The organism is Halalkalibacter flavus (assembly GCF_036663575.1).
Classification (GTDB): domain Bacteria; phylum Bacillota; class Bacilli; order Bacillales; family Bacillaceae_D; genus Halalkalibacter; species Halalkalibacter flavus.
Genome location: NZ_JAWRVK010000042.1, coordinates 1 through 19,953, shown reverse-complemented (window position 1 = coordinate 19,953; position 19,953 = coordinate 1). Strand labels below are relative to the sequence as shown.

The following is a 19,953-nucleotide window of genomic DNA, read 5'->3' as shown; positions in this document are numbered from 1 at the left end:
GACACCTCCTGTTTTCCCATTTTTTTATTAGACAGTCACAACAGATTCTCTGATGATTTTTGCTGTGTAACGCTCTCCGAAGTATTCAATACTTAATTCCTTGCTTGCTTTTACAGCTTCAGGTAATACCAATACATGTACAACCCCTTTGCCGAGATGATATGCATATCCAGCACTTGTGACAAAACCAACCGCTGTATCTTCATCAAATACAGGTTCATACCCCATTACAACCATTGAAGGGTCATTCAGTTCTAATGTAATTGCCAGAAGTTTCGGTCCCTCATCATTACGTTCAAGCAACGCTTCTTTTCCAATGAAAGTTTGTTTGTTAAGGTCAACCATATGATGAAGCCCTACTTCATATGGGCTATGCTCACTCCAAAAGTCTTTACCACTTCTTAACTTAAGTGATTCGATTCGAAGATTTTCAAGGGCACGGTCTCCAACGGCAATGAGCTGATATGGTTGTCCGGATTCAACTAATCGATCCCATAATTGCAATCCTTGAGCGAAAGTCGTAAATAACTCCCATCCTTCTGTACCAAGATAGGAATCATAAACAGCTAATACGGTAACATTTCCAATAAACAATTCTTTGGCTTGTCCAGGCTGCCATACCTTTGATGTAAAGGCTTCAGGAGCAAGAGACTGCAGCACGTCTGATGCCTTAGGCCCGATTACGGCAAGACTGCAAGTTGCAGCTGTTACATCTTGAATCACAACTCTACTTTCTATTGGCAAATGTCTTTTAATCCAACTAGCTTCCACTGCACCTGTGCAAAGAACAAGAAAGGCTGCTTCTCCTGTACGGATGACCCTGATTTCATCTTTGATGCCAGCTAATTCATTTAGCATGAACGTGTTCATTACTTGGCCAACCGAAATGTCAATATTTCCTGTTGTTAATTTTTGTAAAAATTCAACTGCATCCTCTCCCTTGATTTCTAATCGTTTTTTGGCAGCTGTAGCATCATAAAGTCCAGCATATTGCTTAGTATGCAGGTGCTCAGCTTCAATCGTTGGCTCCCAATATTCTGCGGCCCAACCTTTTCGCTTGAAAATGGCATTTTTATAGTTTTCAACAAGTAAGGCATTTGCGTCATACCATTGTGGCTGCTCCCATCCCAATTTTTCGTTAAAGGAAGCCCCTAATGATTTTTGCCGTAGATAAAATGGGCTGACACGCATCTCACGCGCTGTTTCTGGCGGCATAAAAGGGTGATGGATAGCATATACTTTTTCAAAATTTTCAATCGAGCGCTTTTTATAAAATGTCGGGTTTAGGGCAAAGTTATCAAAGCGATTAATGTCACACAGCTCCAAATCGAGACTTGGTGTACCATTGATGATCCATTCAGCCATTGCTTTTCCTACACCGGCAGAATGAGTAACCCAGATCGCTTCCGCCACCCAGAATCCACGAACATTCTGCGCCTCCCCAAGCAGCGGCATTCCATCAGGCGTAAACGAGAAGATGCCATTGATTCCTCTTTTTAAACCTGCTTGTGTTAATCCAGGAAGTAGCTTAAGTGAATCTTGCCATGGTTTTTCAAAATCTTCCGGTGTAAATGGCTTTACAGATGGCATTTCTTTCGTTTCGCCATATTTGGTAATTTCACGAATCTCAACAGGCAATGGACGATGTTGATACGAGCCAATGCCCAATCCGTTGAACACTTGACGATAATACATAGCACGATCTTGATCACGGATAAGAGGAGCTGTTACTTCTTCTGTTTCGTCAGCTAATTCCTGTAAATCATTCGTAAACACATATTGATGTGCCAGTGGTTGAAGAGGAATCGTCACACCTGCCATCTCCCCAATACGAGGTCCCCAAAATCCGGCACAGCAAATAACGATATCAGCTTCAAATCTTCCAGCCGTTGTTTCAACAGCTTTTATTTGGCTGTCTACAACATCAAAGTCGGTTACTTCTGTATGACTATAAAATACCGCGCCTTGAGATATAGAAAATTCAGCCATTTTTTCATTAGCACGAAGCGGTTTGGCTATTCCATCTGACGGTACATATAGTCCTCCATAAATATTTTCCGAATTGATAAGTGAACACTTTTCCTCACATTCTTCCGGTGAAAGAATAAATGATTCCATTCCCCACGATGCAGCTAACCCTGCCTTACGTTTCAAATCCTCTAACCGTTCGGGAGTACTAGCTACTTCAATACTTCCAACAGAATGAAAAGATGGTTTTTCGTCAGAGCTTAACTCTTTAAAACATTCGACTGTTTGATTGGCCAAGGTTGTTAATAGCTTTGAAGAATTAAGTTGAAACACAAGTCCAGGGGCATGAGATGTCGACCCCCCTGTTTCAAATAGTGGTCCTTGCTCAATGACCGTAATGTTTCGTTGACCCATTTTGCTTAAATAGTAGGCAGTGCTACATCCAACAACACCAGCTCCAATGATGATAATTTTCTTTTGATCCATAACGCGGCATCCCTCTCCTTCTTGCTTATAACAAAAATTAATTTGTTGAGGGAATTATAACTCTCATACTCAGAATTTTTAAACAATTTTCGTCAGAAAATATAACACATAATTTTCAAGGTCTTTTTTTTTGATTGTTCGTAAAATGACCCCTTTTTTTCTTGTATAGCTACTTGTATAGCTAAAATAAACAGCAATTTCACAGGAATAACGAACTTTTTTTGGAATGGAATTATCTACAAGTTAACTTAGCTTGTTTTGGTTTGATGGAGTGAGCAGGAAAAACTAGTTGGTTGATCATGAATTTGTATCTAAGGATCGAAACGTAATTATGCCAATATGAGCTTCTCATTTTTTTGTAGAGTGGATCCTTTACCGAATTAGACAAACACGCATGCTACTATATCAATCCGTTCTTCCATAGTATATTTTTTGTAACTATATGATTTCAAAGTGCGTACTTATTTTTTGTCAGCATCTCATCTACACTAAAAACCATATCAACTAAACTAAATTATTAAGGAGTAAACATTTTATGGCACTTCAGTTAGCGTTAGATCTTGTAAACATTTCAGAAGCATATTGATGTTGTAGAAATTAGAACACCTGTTGTGATTAACGAAGGTCTTCGTGCGGTAAAAGAAATCAAAGAAGCCTTTCCTTCTTTAAGAGTGTTGGCTGATTAAAAATTATGGACGCTGGTGCTTATGTGGTGTCATTTACTTTTGGCGATGAGAATGAAGGAAATGAGGAATCTTGAATGTTTAAAAGGCTATTTTCCAATGAAAGGACATTAGAGAAAATTGTATACCTCCCCCCATTAAAAACGACCCAATTAAATTCTAATAATGCACTACATTTTTTGTCGATTCTAATTGATTTGCGTGTAGAAAATATCAAAATCGGTATTCGTAACTATTCAATGACTTATTGGGACAAATTAGATATTACAACTTGCATAGCAGAAGAAAAGAAAAGTGTGCTTTTGAATAATATAGAGTTAAATTTGGAAGCAGACACTCACGATATAGATTTCCAGTGGAAGGATGAAGTAACTTTTATGTTATCCATATATAATAAAAGGATTTCTGGGATCGTTGGAGTCATTCTCATTGGTAAAATCCCTATCAATAAGAAGCCACTTCTCATTTCTAGCTCCAAGGCCAATACAGCGGACTGAAAATAAGTTACTTTAATAAATATCCCTTATAGTCTTACTTTAAATCATAAGTCCAAAGGGTGTTCTTCCAAATAATCTATAGTTTCAGTTCATTTCTTTGATAGAACTTATTGTTGTAAGGAATTACGTGTATTGTGAGTCCATCCCATTTGTGTATTTACAAAATAAATATCGATTACTCATACCAGTCTGAATGTAGATAGGTTGCTGAATCAAAAATAAATTTATAATAGGCTAAATCTTTCAAAGGTGAAACTCTGATTATAAACCATAGTAGATAATGTCGATGGCCAATTACATTGTAAATATTCTGAATATTTATACTATTCCGCCACGAACTATAACTCATATTTTTTCATATCTATCCTAAACGTTCGTGAAATACTGATTTTACTACTTTTTTAAAAAGTAATTAGCGGCAATAATTCGTAAATAACATAGCCTTTGAAATTTCTGGTGTTCTAATAAAGAGTTATCAATTGTCTATGAGGTGAAATAAATCATATTAATCTAAAAAATAGCTATTAATGTTCGACAAAAGAATATACCAAAGAGAAAAACAAAAGTTGTACTAAAGAGGCGGATTTCATGTATCTTTTATAAAATTTTTTCTAACAGTATACTTTTAGTCACTATATGATATTAAAGTGCGTACTTACTTTATTGAAAAATTTAACCTAGAATAAGTTATAGAAACATGATAATAAAAATTTAAATGAGGAGTGAAGAAGATATGAAACTTCAATTAGCATTGGATCTTGTCAATATTCCGGAGGCAAAGGAAGTAGTAAATGAGGTACAGGAGTATGTTGAAATTGTAGAGATTGGTACACCAGTTGTCATTAATGAAGGGCTTAGAGCTGTAAAAGAAATTAAAGAAGCGTTTCCTTCTTTACAAGTATTAGCCGATTTAAAAATCATGGATGCAGGTGCATATGAAGTGATGAAGGCATCTGAAGCTGGTGCTGATATTATTACTGTACTTGGAGCAACTGATGATGCAACAATCAAAGGGGCTGTGGAAGAAGCTAAAAAACAAGGGACACAAATTCTTGTCGATATGATTAATGTAAAAGACTTAGAACAGCGTGCATATGAAGTGGATGCACTTGGTGTGGATTATATTTGCGTTCACACAGGCTATGATCTTCAAGCAGCTGGAGAAAACCCTTTTGAACAGCTTCAAGCCATTAAGCGTGTCGTAAAGAATGCAAAAACAGCAGTAGCAGGTGGGATTAAATTAAACACACTTCCAGAAGTGGTACAATCACAGCCTGATCTTGTGATTGTAGGCGGTGGTATTACAGGACAAGAAGATAAAAAGGCAGTTGCTGCTCAAATGCAAAGATTAATTAAACAAGAAACTTTTGCATGAGAAGAGGAAAATAATTATGCAGACAACTCAATATCTCACTGAAATCTTAAAAGAGTTAAATCGTACCGCTGACTTACTAACTAATGAAGAAGCTGAGAAAATGGTAGACCATGTTCTTGAATCAAAGAAAATTTTTGTGGCTGGTGCAGGGCGATCTGGATTTATGGCTAAGTCCTTTGCAATGCGAATGATGCATATGGGTTTAGATACTTATGTAGTAGGCGAATCCGTCACCCCTAACTTAGAAAAGGACGACATTTTGATTATTGGATCCGGATCAGGAGAAACGAAAAGTTTAATATCGATGGCTGAAAAAGCAAAAAGCTTAGGTGCAACCGTAGCGCTTGTGACCATTTTTCCTGAATCAACGCTTGGAAAAGTAGCCGATATTTCTATTAAATTACCTGCCAAATCTAAGACCGAAACAGACAGTGAATTTAACACCATACAGCCAATGGGATCATTATTTGAACAAACGCTCCTATTATTCTTTGATGCCATTGTATTAAGAGCTATGGAGAAAAAGGGATTGAATTCCGAAACTATGTTTGGCAGACATGCCAATCTTGAGTAGAAAAAGAAATTTTGGTTAGATCCTTAGATAAGTTTCTTAAAGTTAAGACTGCTACAATTTGAAACAGCATCATGATTTAACATATAATCCTAATTACGACAATGATCCTTATAAAAAGGCTCCGGACTTAATAAAAAATCCGGAGCCTTTTCAATGCAACATAATAGTTTCGTATATTTATATATCTCTAATCTCCTGCTTTAAAATCACTTTTGAGAAGTCTCATAACATGCTGTTTATATTTTTAGCAAGAATTGAGTTATTCAAATAAACCAGACTAAAACTGAGCTAAGCCGTTAATAGAAGAAAAAGATTTTTCACTTGATAAATTCAATTTTTTCTACTCTTTGTTTCATAACAGTCTCCATATGGTGTTTTCCCCATTCGTACATAGAATCAAGAATCGGCATCAGAGTTTTTCCTTTTTCACTAAGTGAATATTCCACTTTGGGTGGAACAACGGGATAAACTTTACGCTCAACAATAAAGTCTTTTTCCAACTCTCGCAACTGATTAGCAAGCATTTTTGGGGTAATATCTGGGATAACAGACTTCAGTTCACTGAATCGTTTCGTTCCCTCTTTACCCAAGTACCATAAAATAGGCAACTTCCATTTACCTCCAATAATAGAAAGTGTTAACTCCTTTTCACAGTTAAACATCTTATCACAAGTATTATACCCCATGTGTTTCCCCCCTAGGAAAAATAAATAACAATATGTCTTTTTCGAAACTACTATATTATTAATTCATTTTAAATTGTTTTTTTAAATTACATTACAATTATGTCAGAGTTCCTAACATAAATTTATGTATTCATTTTTCTAAATCTTAAACATTAGTATGTTCAAGATTTAGAGATTAGTTTTAAGCTAACAAAAAATTTTCAGCAGAATCCCAATGCGGCATTGCAATTATAGGAAAGAGATAGTCTTGGTACTTTCATTACAGATTTGGTTCTACAGATCCTTTCTTGGATGGCAGAGGATATCGAGACCGAATTCGAAAACGGCAGCGTGAAGGAGTTGATGTAGCTTTGCAAAACGGCGCAGCTTTTGGCTTGCCAAAAGATCAGGTAACAGATGGGTTTAAAGAAGTGTACCATCGATGGAAAACAGGAGAGATGACAGCTGTGAAGGCTATGCAGGAAGTAGGTCTAAAAAAGAAGACCTTTTATAAATCTGTCAGGGAGTATGAAGAAGGAGTACAAAAATAAACCTATATAATAGGAAGAAACTCGTCAAAAAATTAACATCTATCGGTGAGCAGGTGCTTTTTCATCTCCCCGTGATGTATTTTTTAAAAGGGTGATTTGCATCCAAAACAGCTTATCTTGTAAAATAATGAAAAAAAGAAAGACAACAAAAAAGTAACCCTCCATATCAACCGGAACAAAGGGTTACTTTTTGAAAAACAATATAACTGTATACTTAAAACGCTTTGTTTTTAATACACATCACGTTGATAACGCCCTTGCTTCTGCATATGTTTAAGATACGCTTCAGCTGCATCGCGGGCCATCGCGCCTTCTTTTTCAATAACAGTAATAAGCGCTTCGTTAACGTCTTTCGCCATATGTTTCTTATCCCCACAAACGTAGAAATACGCTCCTTTTTCAATCCATTCAAACAATTCTTTGCTATGTTCGAGCATTTTATGTTGCACATAAATTTTTTGAGACGTATCACGGGAGAAGGTAGTATCAAGTCTTGTCAATACCCCATCTTGTTGATATTTTTCCAACTCACTTTGATAAAGGAAATCTGACGCTGCATGCTGGTCTCCAAAAAATAGCCATGACCGGCCAGTAGCTTTATTCACTGCTCGTTCCTGGATAAAAGAACGGAATGGTGCAATGCCTGTCCCAGGCCCAACCATAATAATATCTTTATCTTGAGACTCTGGCAAATAGAAGTGTTTATTTGCTTGAACAAAGACTGGAAGCGTATCTCCTTCTTGAACACGTTCTGCACATAAAACAGAACAAACGCCTTTTCGATCACGTCCGTGCGCCGTGTAGCGTACAGCACCGATGGTTAGATGAACTTCATCTGGATTAGCAGTAATACTGCTTGCAATAGAATAGAGACGCGGCGTCATTTTTCTTAATAATGAGACGATTTCTTGAGCTGAAGCCTTCCATGGACCAAAATCACGTAACATATCAAGCAGATCACGCCCATAACAATATTCCTTTAGTTGAATTACATTTTCAACCAGCACAAGCTTTTGCAGCTCTTCGTTTTCTGAAAATACAGCTGCCTGTTGTAAAATCTTCTTCGTCAGCAGTGTAATTTCAAAGTAGCTTATTAACGCTTCCTTCAGTAGCAGTGTCTCACCTTGCTTACTAACAGTTACAACCGCTTCTTCATCCCATTCCATTTCCTTAATAAGAGAAGCCACAAGCTCTGGATCATTTGATGGGATAACGCCAAGTGCATCACCTGGGACATAAGAAAGGCCTGACCCTTGTAATGATAACTCAATATGCCTTGTTTCCTTGCTAGAGCCAGCTCTATTTAAATTAATATTTTTTAAAATCTTTGCTTGAAATGGATTGGTCCTTGAAAATGGGAGTTTCTCACTTTTGGCATTTTTAGTATCTAAATTAAGTTTCATAGCTCTTAACCTCCAAAGATAGATATATTGCTTGTATAACAAAAAATAAAATGTATCATCCTAACACTCTAAAACTACTATGTAGCATTTCATAGAGAAACTTAAATAATATAACAAGCATAAAAACAAGCACCATAATGTGATCGAATTTGACTGTACGACTTCTTTACGAAGAAAAAACCATATCTAAAAAATAGCCAACATACCCCACCTAAAATTCGATACGAGCTCTGTTCCTATCAATCTCCTCATCCTCGTAATCTTCGTTTATATTATATTGTCTACCACATAGAACATACTGAATTACTTGTCTTTCTTCTGCTTAGATATCTCTGATATTAGTGTTTCTACCTATACTCATTACTGTATTAAAGATTTTCTTTTTAATTTAATCGTCCCACTGTACACATGCAGTTGAACTTAAGGTTTCTCCAATAAGAAAGCCACGTTCATCTGTATAATCAATTTGGACCTCTTCATCTAAATAACGTTTCGTAAAACGATCCATTCGAATCTGGATCCCCTCGTACTCAATAATCGTATCGTTTCGTCGCGATTCATCAAAAACTAGCGTAAACTTAACAGTCATCCCGCATCCCCCAGCTATATCAGCGTCAATTCGAGGAGATTGTTCGTCCTTGAACACCATTTCTTTTAGCTTTTTCAACGCCACCTCTGTTAACGTAATAACCATCGGATTCTCTCCTTCTCACCAGTGTCCTACCTTTTAATATCACACATTCGCTTTTGCTGCACGGACCTGTTCATCTGCATGGTAGGAAGAGCGAACGAGCGGGCCTGCTTCACAGTGACTAAACCCTTTTAACAATGCAATTTCCTTTAATTCATTAAACTCCTGTGGGCTCTAATATTTTTGTACTTTTAAATGGCGTTTCGTTGGCTGTAGATATTGACCAATTGTTATAATATCAACATCGTTAGCACGAAGGTCATCCATCGTTTCTTGGCTGTACCAACTATAACTTGAAGAAATCTCTTTCTTGCTACTGACTTACTTTTCTATGAAAACTGTTTAAACATTATGCTTCACTACTTTTTTACATACAAAAAAGGACAGAGAAGGGTAGCATAACGTTCTCTACCCTTCTCTGTCCTTTTACCTGAGAGTTTAACTCCATTCTTAATTCAAAGAGTCTTCCCCTTTGGTGGCGTACTACTGTATACGCGCTCTCCAGAGGTGCGTCCCGTTGTGGTTCATTCTACCTGAGAGATTTGTTTCCAAGGGTCTTTTTGGAACTTGCTCCTTCGGTGGCTTGTCGCATTGCACTCTCCCACAACCATCATCCGCCATTATGAAATTATACAGATTGAAACTTTAATTGTTTTTTACTACACATGATTGATCAGAAAAAAATTATCTTCCTACCTGCAGTGAACCTTACTTTCATAGTTTTTAAATCTATATTTCTTTATAGTTTTAATATAAAGACTAGTTGAAGATATTCATATTAATTTGTCAGGTAAACTTACGTGGTTTTTGATAGTACAATAAACTCATATCACTATTAAGTAACTTCTAGACCGTAGATATACTTATACTACTGCTCTACAGAAGACGTCGGATAAGTGTGGAAAAGTAATATTTATCTATTCTACTTGGAATATAATCCATACATATAATGAAAAAGGGAAAGTTCACAAAAGGATGAACTTCCCAAAATGAAGTTAAATTCATATTTTAATTTTCTTGGAATTGCATCTTAGTTTAAATAATCAAAGACTCTAGAAACAACATCCCAAAGTATTGTTCTTTTATGAGCGTAACCTTATTAATAAAATAAGGATTCAACTGGAACTCTCTCAAATACATATAATTTAAAAAGCCTCTAGTATTAATAGATTTTCTAGGTAATGTTGAACTTCTAGTGCTGCAATACATCCATCCCCAGTAGCAGCTACTACCTGCCGGACTGCATTTTGTCTAATATCTCCTATCGCAAAAATTCCAAGGATATTCGTTTTCATTCGATTATCCGTTATGATCCACCCTTCTTCATCCGTAATATTTAGATTTTTCACGAAATCTGAAACAGGGTTCATCCCTATATACTCAAACACACCATCAACCGGAAAACTCTTCTTTTCACCTGTTTTTATATTTTCAATAAGGACATGAGTTACTTTATCCTCTCCTATAATCTCATTGACAACAGTATCATATATCACATCAATTTTATCATTATTAAGCATCCGCTCCACTAAAATAGGCTGAGCTCTGAATTGGTCCCGGCGATGAAGGACGGTTACTTTCTTAGCAAACTTAGTTAAAAAAACCGATTCTTCTACGGCAGAATCTCCCCCACCTATAACAACTAGTTCTTTTCCCCTAAAAAAGGCTCCATCGCAAACGGCACACCATGATACACCTCGACCTGAAAATTCTTCTTCTCCAGGAACGCCCAACTTTTTATATTTAGTACCTGTAGCAATAATGACAGATTTAGTCTGATAAGTTTTATTCCCTGCATATACTACTTTAATATTGCCCTCGTTTACAATGTCTTCTACATTTGCTTGTTCATACCTGGCACCAAAGCGTAAAGAGTGCTCAAACATCTTTTGCGCTAAATCTGGTCCAGATATATGTGAATAGCTAGGGAAATTCTCTATCTCTTCCGTATTTTGAAGTTGTCCACCTGGCACTCCACGATCTAAAATTAACGTTTTAAGATTGGCCCTTGAGGTATAAACAGCGGCTGTCATACCACCAGGACCTGCACCAATAATAATGACATCGTAAATGCTATAGCTCATATACAACACCTCTTCTTTCCAAGTAAACAGGATCTGTTAATACTCCTTAAAGATATTGAGAAATTAAGCCCTTTAATTTCTCCTCTGGAGAAAACCCTAAACTCTGTTTAGCCACTGAACCATTTTTAAAAATTAAAGTAGTAGGAACACTCATAATATTAAATTTTTCTGCTAATTCACTGTTTTCATCAATATTGACATCTCCAAATGTCACATTCTCTATAGTAAGGGATAAACTATCCAATACTGGGGCAATCATTTTACACGGACCACACCATGGCGCGCCAAATTTAATGACCGCTACCTCATTAGAATTTGTAATTTCTTCAAAATTAGCTTTATTAACTGCTACTACATTCGACATTGAAATTTCCCCCTTTATGAGCCATTCTTTCATTTTTTCACTTATACTCCTCATTCGTCATGCTAAGGAGTCTAAACATTCAGATTTATGATTCTATATAGCTATAAAATAAGTAAACCCCATAATTATTTACAATGTTTTTTGGCCTGGTTTCCAGTTAGCTGGACATAATCCCCCTGTCTGAAGTGCCTGAAGCACTCGAAGTGTTTCATTCACATCACGCCCAATATTATTGTGGAATACAACTTGGTACATTAAGTCACCTTCAGGGTTAATAATGAACAATCCCCTAAGTGCAATGCCTTCGTCTTCAATAAGTACGCCGTATTCCCGGGAGACAACATGGTTGGTATCAGCAGCTAAAGGATAGTGCAACTCTCCTAGACCATTATCTAGACGATCAGTATTAATCCATGCAAGATGCGTATGTATGGTATCTGTAGAAACTCCGATTACCTCTGCATCTAAATCTTGAAACTCCTCATAACGTTCAGACATTGCGGTGATTTCAGTTGGACAAACAAAAGTAAAATCCATCGGATAAAAGAATAGTACGGTCCATTTACCGTTCTTCATATTTTCTTCTAAACTTACTTTCTTAAATTCCTTATTGGGCATAACTGCATCCATTTCAAAGCGCGGTGCTTGTTTACCTACCATACGTTCTACCATTTTATTCATCCCCTTATTTAATTTTTTATGTTATTAACATGTTAATATATTAATCAATCAAGCCCTTTGTTTCCTTAAACAAGCCATATACTCAATATGATCTTAATTGATGTATGTTACAGTCTAATTATCCATATAAAGATGACCTCTTTGGATATAGAAAAGTGTTGAAGTATCAAGTTGGAATTATATAAAAATGTTATATGAATTTATAAACTAAATTGGCAATAATGTTACCGCTTCTTCTGCTTCCAAGTTCTCAATCATTTCATGCCAAGACTTTGGCTTATTTGACAAGACCGAATAATAACGTTTCAAAAATTTCACAATTAGTTCTGTTTTCACTTCAGTGCTGCTGGATTCCATTGGAAGAAAACAAAGATCAAGTCCTGTTACGGCCTCTCCATCATTGTGCCAGGATGGATGGACATAAGGAAAATTTAGACGCTTATAACCAAGATGGGACAGTACCTCCCGGCGAACATATGGATCCATAGATTTCACTGCGCCAAATTCATGATATTCTACCCGATAAGGATCATAAATTTCGGCGAACATCCCGAAAAGCTGCTTTCCACTCGCTACGGCTAAGGCGTTTAAGTCCTCGAACCTCTTTTGGGCTAAAAACGGACCAATGCCGAGCCCGTCGCGGCCAATGATTGTAAAGTCTGTCATCGCAACATTAAAATCCTCATAATAGCGATACTCCGTCGCCCCTACTACCTCCCCTTCAAGATCAGCAACAAAGACACGGATTCCTGGATCTTCGAGAGGTTCTTTCCAAAGGTCGAATTCCAATACTTCTTCTGGAGGAAATATGTCTTGCATTAATTGATGCATTTGTTTGAATAAAGGATCTCGTATACTCTCAATTCTTCGATATTCCATTTTCGTCCTTCTCCTTGTTTCAATATTCATGTGTAGAAAGGGTTTTTCCATTCCATGAGCGCTCCATAATTGGAAGACTCTGTATCCTCCAAATAGTTATCTACTATTTTAATAGGAGTACGGCCGCAGCGAAGTAAAAAGGTGATGACAGGATCTTTTAGTTCCCCTTTTACGACTGCCTCAAGGTATTGTACCGGCGTCATCTCCTTTGCTTTTTTATGATACCCCGGCATTCTGCCTCCGCCTAACAACCGGTCCAGCCCCTTGTGAACGACAACATCATACATTGCTAGCATTAGCCATTTTCCTAATCTTAATTTTCGATAGGAAGGCCGCACGCTAATATCGACGACATAAAGAGTCTTTCCATTAGGATTATGATTGCTAATATAGCCATTATCCGTAATCTCTTCCCATGTATGCTCCGGATGATTTGGGTCAAAGTCAACAAGCAACCCGGTCATTGAACCCGCAATCTCACCATTTACCTCAATGCATAACGCTCCCTCGGGAAACAAGGTAACATGGTTGTGTAATTGCTCCGTATTCCACCATAATTCAGATGGGAATGGCGGAGGGAAACTTTCCTGTTGAATGCGAATTAAACCAGAAAAATCCTCTTCTTTATAATTACGGATCACCGCCAGGGCAGGACGATCCTCGTCGAAGACAAAAAACTCTTTTTGATACACGGCGACTCCTCCTTACTTACACTTGTGCGATGAGTTCTTTTTTGGGTTCCCAATCTGGATAAAGATCGGTACGACGATCACGCCATGTGGTGACAGAACCACTTTCACGAACCTGATATAACAGCTCTAAATCCAAATCAGCCGTTACAATCATATCTTGATTGATTTCACCTTCTACTAGAATACCTCGGGGAGGGAATGGAACATCGTTTGGCGTAATCACTGCTGCCTGTCCAAAATTACCTCGCATAAAGTCAACGGTAGGAAGGGAACCAACTGTACCGGTAGTAACGACATACACTTGATTTTCAACGGCTCTCGCATGGCTAGTGTAGCGAACACGATGAAATCCATGACGGTCATCGGTACATGAAGGACAGAAAATGATATCAGCCCCCTTCGCTTTCGCCATTCGGACAATTTCCGGAAATTCGATGTCATAGCAGGTCAACATGGCAATTGTTCCTTTGTTAGTCTTGAACACTTCTAGGCTTTCACCAGGGGTCATGTTCCATTCCTTCACTTCCGTCGGAGTGATATGAAGCTTTGCCTGTTCTGCGACTCTTCCATCCGGATAGAACAAATGAGCAACATTGTATAATCGGTCACCTTTACGAATGACATGAGTTCCTCCAATTATATGCATCTTTGTTTGCTTCGCGAAATTTATAAATAAAGACCGATACTGTTCCGTAAAATCAGGCAAATCTTGAATTGTCAAAGAATTGCCTTGCTGATTGCCAATAGACATTAGCTGAGTAGTGAAAAATTCCGGGAACATGACAAAATCCGCTCCAAATTCTTTAGTTGTTTTCATATAATGTTCTACTTGTTTGGCAAATTCGTCTAAGGATTGTATCGTGCGTAGCTGATATTGAATCGCTGAGACTCTTAGTTTCATAGCCTTCTCCTTTCTTAACATCTTTATATGCCTTCTTTGAAGTTCTTATTTTTAAACAACGAAAGTACTGGATAAGGAGAATCAAGACACTTCAGGTCCTTATAAGGTAGAAATAACCCTCTATGGTCTCTTTTATTTTCGTTATTACATAAACACGACCATCAATAAAAAACACTCTTAACCCCTGCCGGATATAATCCTATAAGTATTTCAACCTTTTTACTCAGAAGGTATCTAATCTAAATACACAAAATAGTCATCAATAAAAGCTGAAGTTATAATACTAATTATTTAGATAACCGTTTCATAAGAATGTCCTTTTCGTTTTCAAAACCAGGCTTACCAAGTAAAGCAAACATATTTTTCTTATAGGCTTCCACCCCCGGCTGATCAAACGGATTTACACCTAGCAGGTGTCCGCTGATGGCACAAGCCTTTTCAAAGAAATAAACCATTTCACCAAAGGTATATTCATTCAATTCGTTCAGTTCAACAAGTAAGTTGGGGACTCCCCCATCTATATGAGCCAACACTGTCCCTTCAAACGCCTTTTTATTGACTTCATCCATGGTCTTACCGGCCAAGAAATTTAATCCGTCGATATTTTCTGAATCCTCTTGAATCGTTATCTCAAAACGAGGTTTTCTAACCTGCAACACTGTTTCTATTAGATTACGGCATCCTTCTTGCACATATTGCCCCATGGAATGCAAATCAGTTGTGAAATCAACCGATGCAGGAAAAAGACCTTTCTGATCCTTCCCCTCACTTTCTCCAAATAACTGTTTCCACCATTCAGATACATAATGAAGAGATGGTTCGTAGTTAACAAGCAACTCGATGTCTTTCCCTTTACGGTAAAAGGCATTGCGTACAGCAGCATACTGATAACACTCATTGGTTAAAAGATTTGGATCGTTGTATTTATGGTAAGCCTCTACTGCACCTTCCATCATTCGATCAATGTTCATTCCAGCTACTGCAATAGGTAAGAGGCCAACAGCTGTCAGAACAGAATATCTTCCGCCTACATCATCTGGAATCATAAAGGTTTCATACCCTTCTTCATCAGCAAGTTGTTTTAATGCTCCCTTCGCTTGATCAGTGGTAGCATAAATCCGTTTTCTTGCCTCCTCTTTCCCATACTTTTTCTCCATATAATCACGGAAGATCCGAAAAGCAATGGCAGGCTCCGTCGTTGTTCCCGATTTAGAGATAACATTAATAGAGATTTCTTTATCCTCTAATAGCTCTAATAAATGAGTAATATACGTAGAACTGATATTCTGACCTGCAAAATAAACTTGTGTCTGCTTGTTTATTTGGTTATGAAAACTATGGGACAAGGCTTCAATTGCTGATCTTGCTCCTAAATAAGAACCTCCGATCCCAATCACAATAAGAGCATCTGACTGATTACGAATTCTTTCAGCAGCCTCTTTAATTCTTACAAATTCATCTTTATCATGGTGTATTGGCAAATCAACCCACCCGAGAAAATTAGATCCTGGTCCTTTATTTTCGTGCAGCATATTATGCGCTGTTTTTACAAATTCACTTAGATAATGAATTTCACTCTTTTTCATAAACGGTAATGCATTAGAGTAATCAAAAGAAATCGTCATGAAAACTTCTCCTATTCATATGAATGTTTATCACTGCCCATATACGGAATTTTCAAATAATTGCTTATCTTAAGATCTTATTGCGTTCTCACTTTTTTCTAAAGCATGCCCTCCAAATTCGTTGCGTAAAGCTGCTACCACTTTACCTGTAAAAGTATCGTTTTCTAAGGAACGATAACGCATCAATAGGGACAAGGCTATTACAGGCGTGGCTGTTTGTAGGTCAAGAGCTGTTTCAACCGTCCATTTCCCTTCCCCCGAAGAATGCATAATCCCTTTTATGTCTTCTAATTTTGCGTCTTTAGAAAAGGCTCTCTCTGTTAAATCCATAAGCCACGAACGAATCACTGATCCATTGTTCCATACTTTTGCTACTTTTTCGTAGTCATAATCAAATTCGCTTTTCTCTAATACCTCAAACCCTTCACCAATAGCAGCCATCATCCCATATTCAATCCCATTATGGACCATTTTTAAAAAATGACCGCTCCCTGCTTTTCCTGCATATAAATATCCGTTTTCTATTGCTGTGTCACGGAAAATAGTTTCTACAACTTTCCAGGATTCAGGATCGCCGCCAACCATGTAACAAGCACCGTTACGAGCACCTTCCATCCCGCCGGACGTTCCAACATCAATAAAGCTAACACCATATTGTTTTAACCGATTGTACCGATTAATGGATTCCTTATAATGGGAATTACCAGCTTCAATGACGATGTCCCCGCTATTTAAAAAAGGTGTAAGTTCATTAATGACTGAATCAACAACTGTATGGGGAACCATTAACCAAAGAACTCTTGGCTGCTCTAATGATTGAACAAGCTCTAACAAACTAGAAGTACCTTTAGCTCCGTATTTTTCCATTTCTTCTACAGCCCGTTGGTTTATATCAAAAACAGCTACTCCATGCTTACGATCCATTAAATTCTTACCTAGGTTCAATCCCATTTTTCCTAACCCGATTAACCCGACCTTCATGATGTACCCTCCCTCTATAAAGTTAAAATACCTTTTTTCGTACACTATTTTTCTTGACATTATCTAGGTTATCTGTAAATCGACTTTTTCTTGTGAACATTCAGCCTTTCCGAGTATTTATAAATCCCACCAATTAAAACCATCCTCTTGCAATAATTCGTAGGAAGCATCTGGACCCATTGAACCCGAACGATACGGATGAAGGGGAAGGCTATTTTCTTCAAATGATTCCAGAATTGGTTGTACCCATCTCCACGATAATTCAACTTCCTTCCAATGGGTAAAGAATGTTGAATCTCCGCGCATAGCATCGAACAACAAGAGTTCATACGCTTCTGGAACATTTTTGGGACTGGCTGAAAATTCTATACTGACAGGCTCAATTTGATTCGTTATTGGATTTTTCATATTTAATTGTAGTGAAACGCCTTCGTGCGGACTAATTTGGATGACCAAAAGATTAGGCATCATTACATCGTGCTGGAGCATATTCAGATCTTTTAACGGATTTTTGAATTCAATCACAATACGCGTTAACTTTTCCTTCATTCTTTTTCCCGTACGAATATAGAATGGGACTCCGCTCCATAAAGCAGCATCAATCCATAAACGTGCTGCAATAAACGTATCATTTGTTGAAGAATTCTCAATTCCAGGCTCTTCTTTATAACCAACAACCGGTCTGCCATCTATTTCTCCCGAAACGTATTGCCCCCGGATAACATCTGTAATGACACCTTTGTTCCCCAAAGGCCGAAGAAATTCCATAATTCTCCCCTTCTCATTACCGACCTCTCTAGCGCTGAGTTTGTTGGGAAGATGCATGGCTGTCATCATAAGTAACTGCAGTAAATGATTTTGAAACATATCTCGGATAGCTCCAACCTGATCATAATAATCAGATCGCTCTTCAACCCCAACCGTCTCACTGGCTGTGATTTGTACATTGGCAATGTACTGATTATTCATAAACGCTTTAAGTACAGGATTAGAGAATTTTAATCCCTCAAGATTCTGGACCATCGGCTTGCCAAGATAATGATCAATGCGATAAATCTCCTCCTCTTCAAATGTCCGGCTTAATTTTTCATTCAACTCTAAAGCTGATTTCAAATCATGTCCGAATGGTTTTTCTATAATGAGACGCTTCCACCCTTTTTTAGAGCTTAACCCGCTTTCCTTAATATTTGACGTAATAACATCCACAAACTCCGGTGCAACGGATAAGTAAAAAATGCGATTTTCAGGCAGCCCTAATTGCTCTTCACGTTTTTCAATAGTTTTAAGTAATTTTTTATATCCTTCATAATCCGTTACATCCAAGGAACAATACCGAAATGCATCAAGAAACTTTTCCATTTTTAAAGAATTATCAATCGAACGCCTAGAGAATGTTTTAATTGACTGTTCAACATGGATTTGAAATGTATAGTCAGACCATTCCCTTCTTCCTAAACCAATAATTGAAAATGAGTTAGGCATCTTGCCATCAAGAAATAAATTATATAAAGCAGAGAAGATTTTCCTCTTAGCCAAGTCCCCTGTTGCTCCAAATAAAACAAAGGTCATAGAATCCAGTTCCAGTATATTTGAAACATCAAAAGAATTCTCCTCTAGATAACCACTGCGAGAAATAGCTAATTTACTCATTAGATCCCCTCCTATGTTCTTTATCACTTTTTCAACATCTTTACAGACATCAGTATAACGCGTATAATTTTTACTTGTAAGTACGCACTTTATTTTCATATAGTGTCAAAAAGTATACTGTTACTCTATAACCGCCATGGAGGTGAAATGTATGGGACGTATTTGTATAAAAGAGTTTAACTGTGAAAAAGAGTTAACCCTTTCTGTAATTGGGGGGAAATGGAAGATGCTAATTTTATGGCATCTCGGCAAAGAAGGTACAAAACGCTTTAATGAATTGAAATCTCTTATACCTGGTATTACTCAAAGAATGCTTGTTAACCAATTACGTGAACTGGAAGAGGATCTTATTATTCACCGTGAAGTTTATCCCGTTGTACCACCTAAAGTAGAGTACTCACTGACAGAAAAAGGGGAAAGTCTAATGCCTATTCTCGAATCGATGTACGAATGGGGTAAGAACTATATGGAAACTATTTTGAAAAGCCAGGAAGAAGAAGAACTAAAATCTAGCAAATAGAAAGAAATCTCTTTGGAAATAAATTGCGAATTCACCATTAATGCGAGATAAAACTGTTAAGAAAAACAGGATTATTAAGATTGATTAGCATTGAGAAAATTACATAAATCAAATATGTAAAGCTAAAACCATCTGCAGTAACTTTTTCATTAAGATTCCTATATTCCTGCATGTGGTTGAGAATATGCCTATATATCAACACTTCAACCTCTCTCAAGGGAGATTTTTTAATGTCGCTAAGTCCCCCCAAAACTCAAAAAAAGACACTAGGTTCTTTTATTATGTCTTTATTCGCAATTTTACTTAGTCTAATATCCAGTACTGATCTTGTTAGTGGTGGACGTACAGGCTTAAAAACAGAGAAAATCGAAAAGAATATAGAAAAATTAAAACAGTTCTCATGGTTTGAAGAATTGTATGAAAATGAACAACATCATCGCTCTTTTTTTGTAAGTCTAAAAGTCAGAAAATATTTAGAAAGTTCTATTCGTGTATACCGACTTAAAAGGAGTAAGAGGGAACAGAAAAAGTTTATTCATATATTAGAAGAAGTAGCTGAACTTCGTATAAAGAAAAAGTAGAATAGTTTATTCCACAATCGGGCTTTTTATATTGGGATTTCCTTAACGTTGTAAATCAGTACTTATAGTATATATTTTCAAAAGGGACCGTTTCCAGGGGTT

General features: G+C 37.2%; 19 protein-coding genes, 2 pseudogenes and 1 riboswitch. Of the genes and pseudogenes, 7 read left to right on the top strand and 14 right to left on the bottom strand.

Annotated features, from left to right (window positions below; genetic code table 11):
• Positions 1-27 precede the first annotated feature (27 nt).
• Positions 28-2,454, bottom strand: a complete 2,427-nt coding sequence (locus SAY88_RS20330) for a GcvT family protein (RefSeq protein WP_332633977.1) — start codon at positions 2,452-2,454, stop codon at positions 28-30.
• A 535-nt stretch (positions 2,455-2,989) separates the two neighbouring features.
• Here SAY88_RS20330 and SAY88_RS20325 point away from each other — a divergent pair.
• From SAY88_RS20325 to hxlB, 4 genes and pseudogenes are all read left to right on the top strand, one after another.
• A pseudogene (locus tag SAY88_RS20325) lies at positions 2,990-3,169 on the top strand (orotidine 5'-phosphate decarboxylase / HUMPS family protein); the annotation flags it as partial.
• 45 nt (positions 3,170-3,214) lie between these two features.
• On the top strand, positions 3,215-3,634 hold the full coding sequence (locus SAY88_RS20320) for a hypothetical protein (RefSeq protein ID WP_332633976.1): 420 nt from the start codon (positions 3,215-3,217) through the stop codon (positions 3,632-3,634).
• Positions 3,635-4,367: 733 nt separating this feature from the next.
• Positions 4,368-5,009 (top strand): 3-hexulose-6-phosphate synthase, encoded by a 642-nt coding sequence (hxlA, locus tag SAY88_RS20315; RefSeq protein WP_332633975.1) that lies wholly within the window; start codon positions 4,368-4,370, stop codon positions 5,007-5,009.
• A gap of 16 nt (positions 5,010-5,025) precedes the next feature.
• Positions 5,026-5,583 (top strand): 6-phospho-3-hexuloisomerase, encoded by a 558-nt coding sequence (gene hxlB / locus SAY88_RS20310; protein WP_332633974.1) that lies wholly within the window; start codon positions 5,026-5,028, stop codon positions 5,581-5,583.
• Positions 5,584-5,900: 317 nt separating this feature from the next.
• Here hxlB and SAY88_RS20305 read toward each other — a convergent pair whose 3' ends face one another.
• Positions 5,901-6,269, bottom strand: a complete 369-nt coding sequence (locus tag SAY88_RS20305; RefSeq protein ID WP_332633973.1) for a winged helix-turn-helix transcriptional regulator — start codon at positions 6,267-6,269, stop codon at positions 5,901-5,903.
• Between the two features lie 350 nt (positions 6,270-6,619).
• Here SAY88_RS20305 and SAY88_RS20300 point away from each other — a divergent pair, with 350 nt between their 5' ends.
• Positions 6,620-6,799, top strand: coding sequence for a hypothetical protein (locus SAY88_RS20300; RefSeq protein ID WP_332633972.1), 180 nt, complete (start codon positions 6,620-6,622; stop codon positions 6,797-6,799).
• 230 nt (positions 6,800-7,029) lie between these two features.
• On the opposite strand, the gene SAY88_RS20295 is transcribed toward SAY88_RS20300, so the two are convergent.
• The 12 genes and pseudogenes from SAY88_RS20295 to zwf all read right to left on the bottom strand — a co-directional run bounded on the left by SAY88_RS20295 (position 7,030) and on the right by zwf (position 18,678).
• Entirely contained in the window at positions 7,030-8,202 is a 1,173-nt protein-coding gene (locus SAY88_RS20295; RefSeq protein WP_332633971.1) for a sulfite reductase subunit alpha, read from the bottom strand.
• 388 nt (positions 8,203-8,590) lie between these two features.
• Positions 8,591-8,896 carry an iron-sulfur cluster biosynthesis family protein gene (locus SAY88_RS20290; protein WP_332633970.1) on the bottom strand — a complete coding sequence of 102 codons (306 nt, stop codon included), beginning with the start codon at positions 8,894-8,896 and terminating at the stop codon, positions 8,591-8,593.
• Positions 8,897-8,935: 39 nt separating this feature from the next.
• A pseudogene (locus SAY88_RS20285) lies at positions 8,936-9,166 on the bottom strand (lipoyl synthase); the annotation flags it as partial.
• A gap of 135 nt (positions 9,167-9,301) precedes the next feature.
• Positions 9,302-9,408: riboswitch (glycine riboswitch) on the bottom strand.
• 630 nt (positions 9,409-10,038) lie between these two features.
• Positions 10,039-10,977 carry a thioredoxin-disulfide reductase gene (gene trxB, locus SAY88_RS20280; protein ID WP_332633969.1) on the bottom strand — a complete coding sequence of 313 codons (939 nt, stop codon included), beginning with the start codon at positions 10,975-10,977 and terminating at the stop codon, positions 10,039-10,041.
• Between the two features lie 46 nt (positions 10,978-11,023).
• Positions 11,024-11,341 carry a thioredoxin gene (trxA, locus tag SAY88_RS20275; protein ID WP_332633968.1) on the bottom strand — a complete coding sequence of 106 codons (318 nt, stop codon included), beginning with the start codon at positions 11,339-11,341 and terminating at the stop codon, positions 11,024-11,026.
• A 129-nt stretch (positions 11,342-11,470) separates the two neighbouring features.
• Positions 11,471-12,013, bottom strand: coding sequence for a peroxiredoxin (locus SAY88_RS20270; protein WP_332633967.1), 543 nt, complete (start codon positions 12,011-12,013; stop codon positions 11,471-11,473).
• 216 nt (positions 12,014-12,229) lie between these two features.
• A complete protein-coding gene (locus tag SAY88_RS20265; RefSeq protein WP_332633966.1) occupies positions 12,230-12,901 on the bottom strand; it encodes a GNAT family N-acetyltransferase in 672 nt (223 codons plus the stop codon).
• Positions 12,902-12,927: 26 nt separating this feature from the next.
• Positions 12,928-13,593 (bottom strand): GNAT family N-acetyltransferase, encoded by a 666-nt coding sequence (locus tag SAY88_RS20260; protein WP_332633965.1) that lies wholly within the window; start codon positions 13,591-13,593, stop codon positions 12,928-12,930.
• Positions 13,594-13,609: 16 nt separating this feature from the next.
• On the bottom strand, positions 13,610-14,494 hold the full coding sequence (locus tag SAY88_RS20255; protein ID WP_332633964.1) for a carbon-nitrogen hydrolase family protein: 885 nt from the start codon (positions 14,492-14,494) through the stop codon (positions 13,610-13,612).
• A gap of 287 nt (positions 14,495-14,781) precedes the next feature.
• Entirely contained in the window at positions 14,782-16,119 is a 1,338-nt protein-coding gene (locus SAY88_RS20250; RefSeq protein WP_332633963.1) for a glucose-6-phosphate isomerase, read from the bottom strand.
• A gap of 69 nt (positions 16,120-16,188) precedes the next feature.
• Complete coding sequence (gene gnd / locus SAY88_RS20245; protein WP_332633962.1) at positions 16,189-17,100, bottom strand: phosphogluconate dehydrogenase (NAD(+)-dependent, decarboxylating); 912 nt, start codon at positions 17,098-17,100, stop codon at positions 16,189-16,191.
• Between the two features lie 117 nt (positions 17,101-17,217).
• Complete coding sequence (gene zwf / locus SAY88_RS20240; RefSeq protein WP_332633998.1) at positions 17,218-18,678, bottom strand: glucose-6-phosphate dehydrogenase; 1,461 nt, start codon at positions 18,676-18,678, stop codon at positions 17,218-17,220.
• A 223-nt stretch (positions 18,679-18,901) separates the two neighbouring features.
• Here zwf and SAY88_RS20235 point away from each other — a divergent pair, with 223 nt between their 5' ends.
• Together SAY88_RS20235 and SAY88_RS20230 are read left to right on the top strand one after the other, a co-directional pair.
• Positions 18,902-19,270, top strand: a complete 369-nt coding sequence (locus tag SAY88_RS20235; RefSeq protein ID WP_332633961.1) for a winged helix-turn-helix transcriptional regulator — start codon at positions 18,902-18,904, stop codon at positions 19,268-19,270.
• A 281-nt stretch (positions 19,271-19,551) separates the two neighbouring features.
• Positions 19,552-19,851, top strand: coding sequence for a nitrite reductase (locus SAY88_RS20230; RefSeq protein ID WP_332633960.1), 300 nt, complete (start codon positions 19,552-19,554; stop codon positions 19,849-19,851).
• The last annotated feature ends 102 nt before the right edge of the window (positions 19,852-19,953 follow it).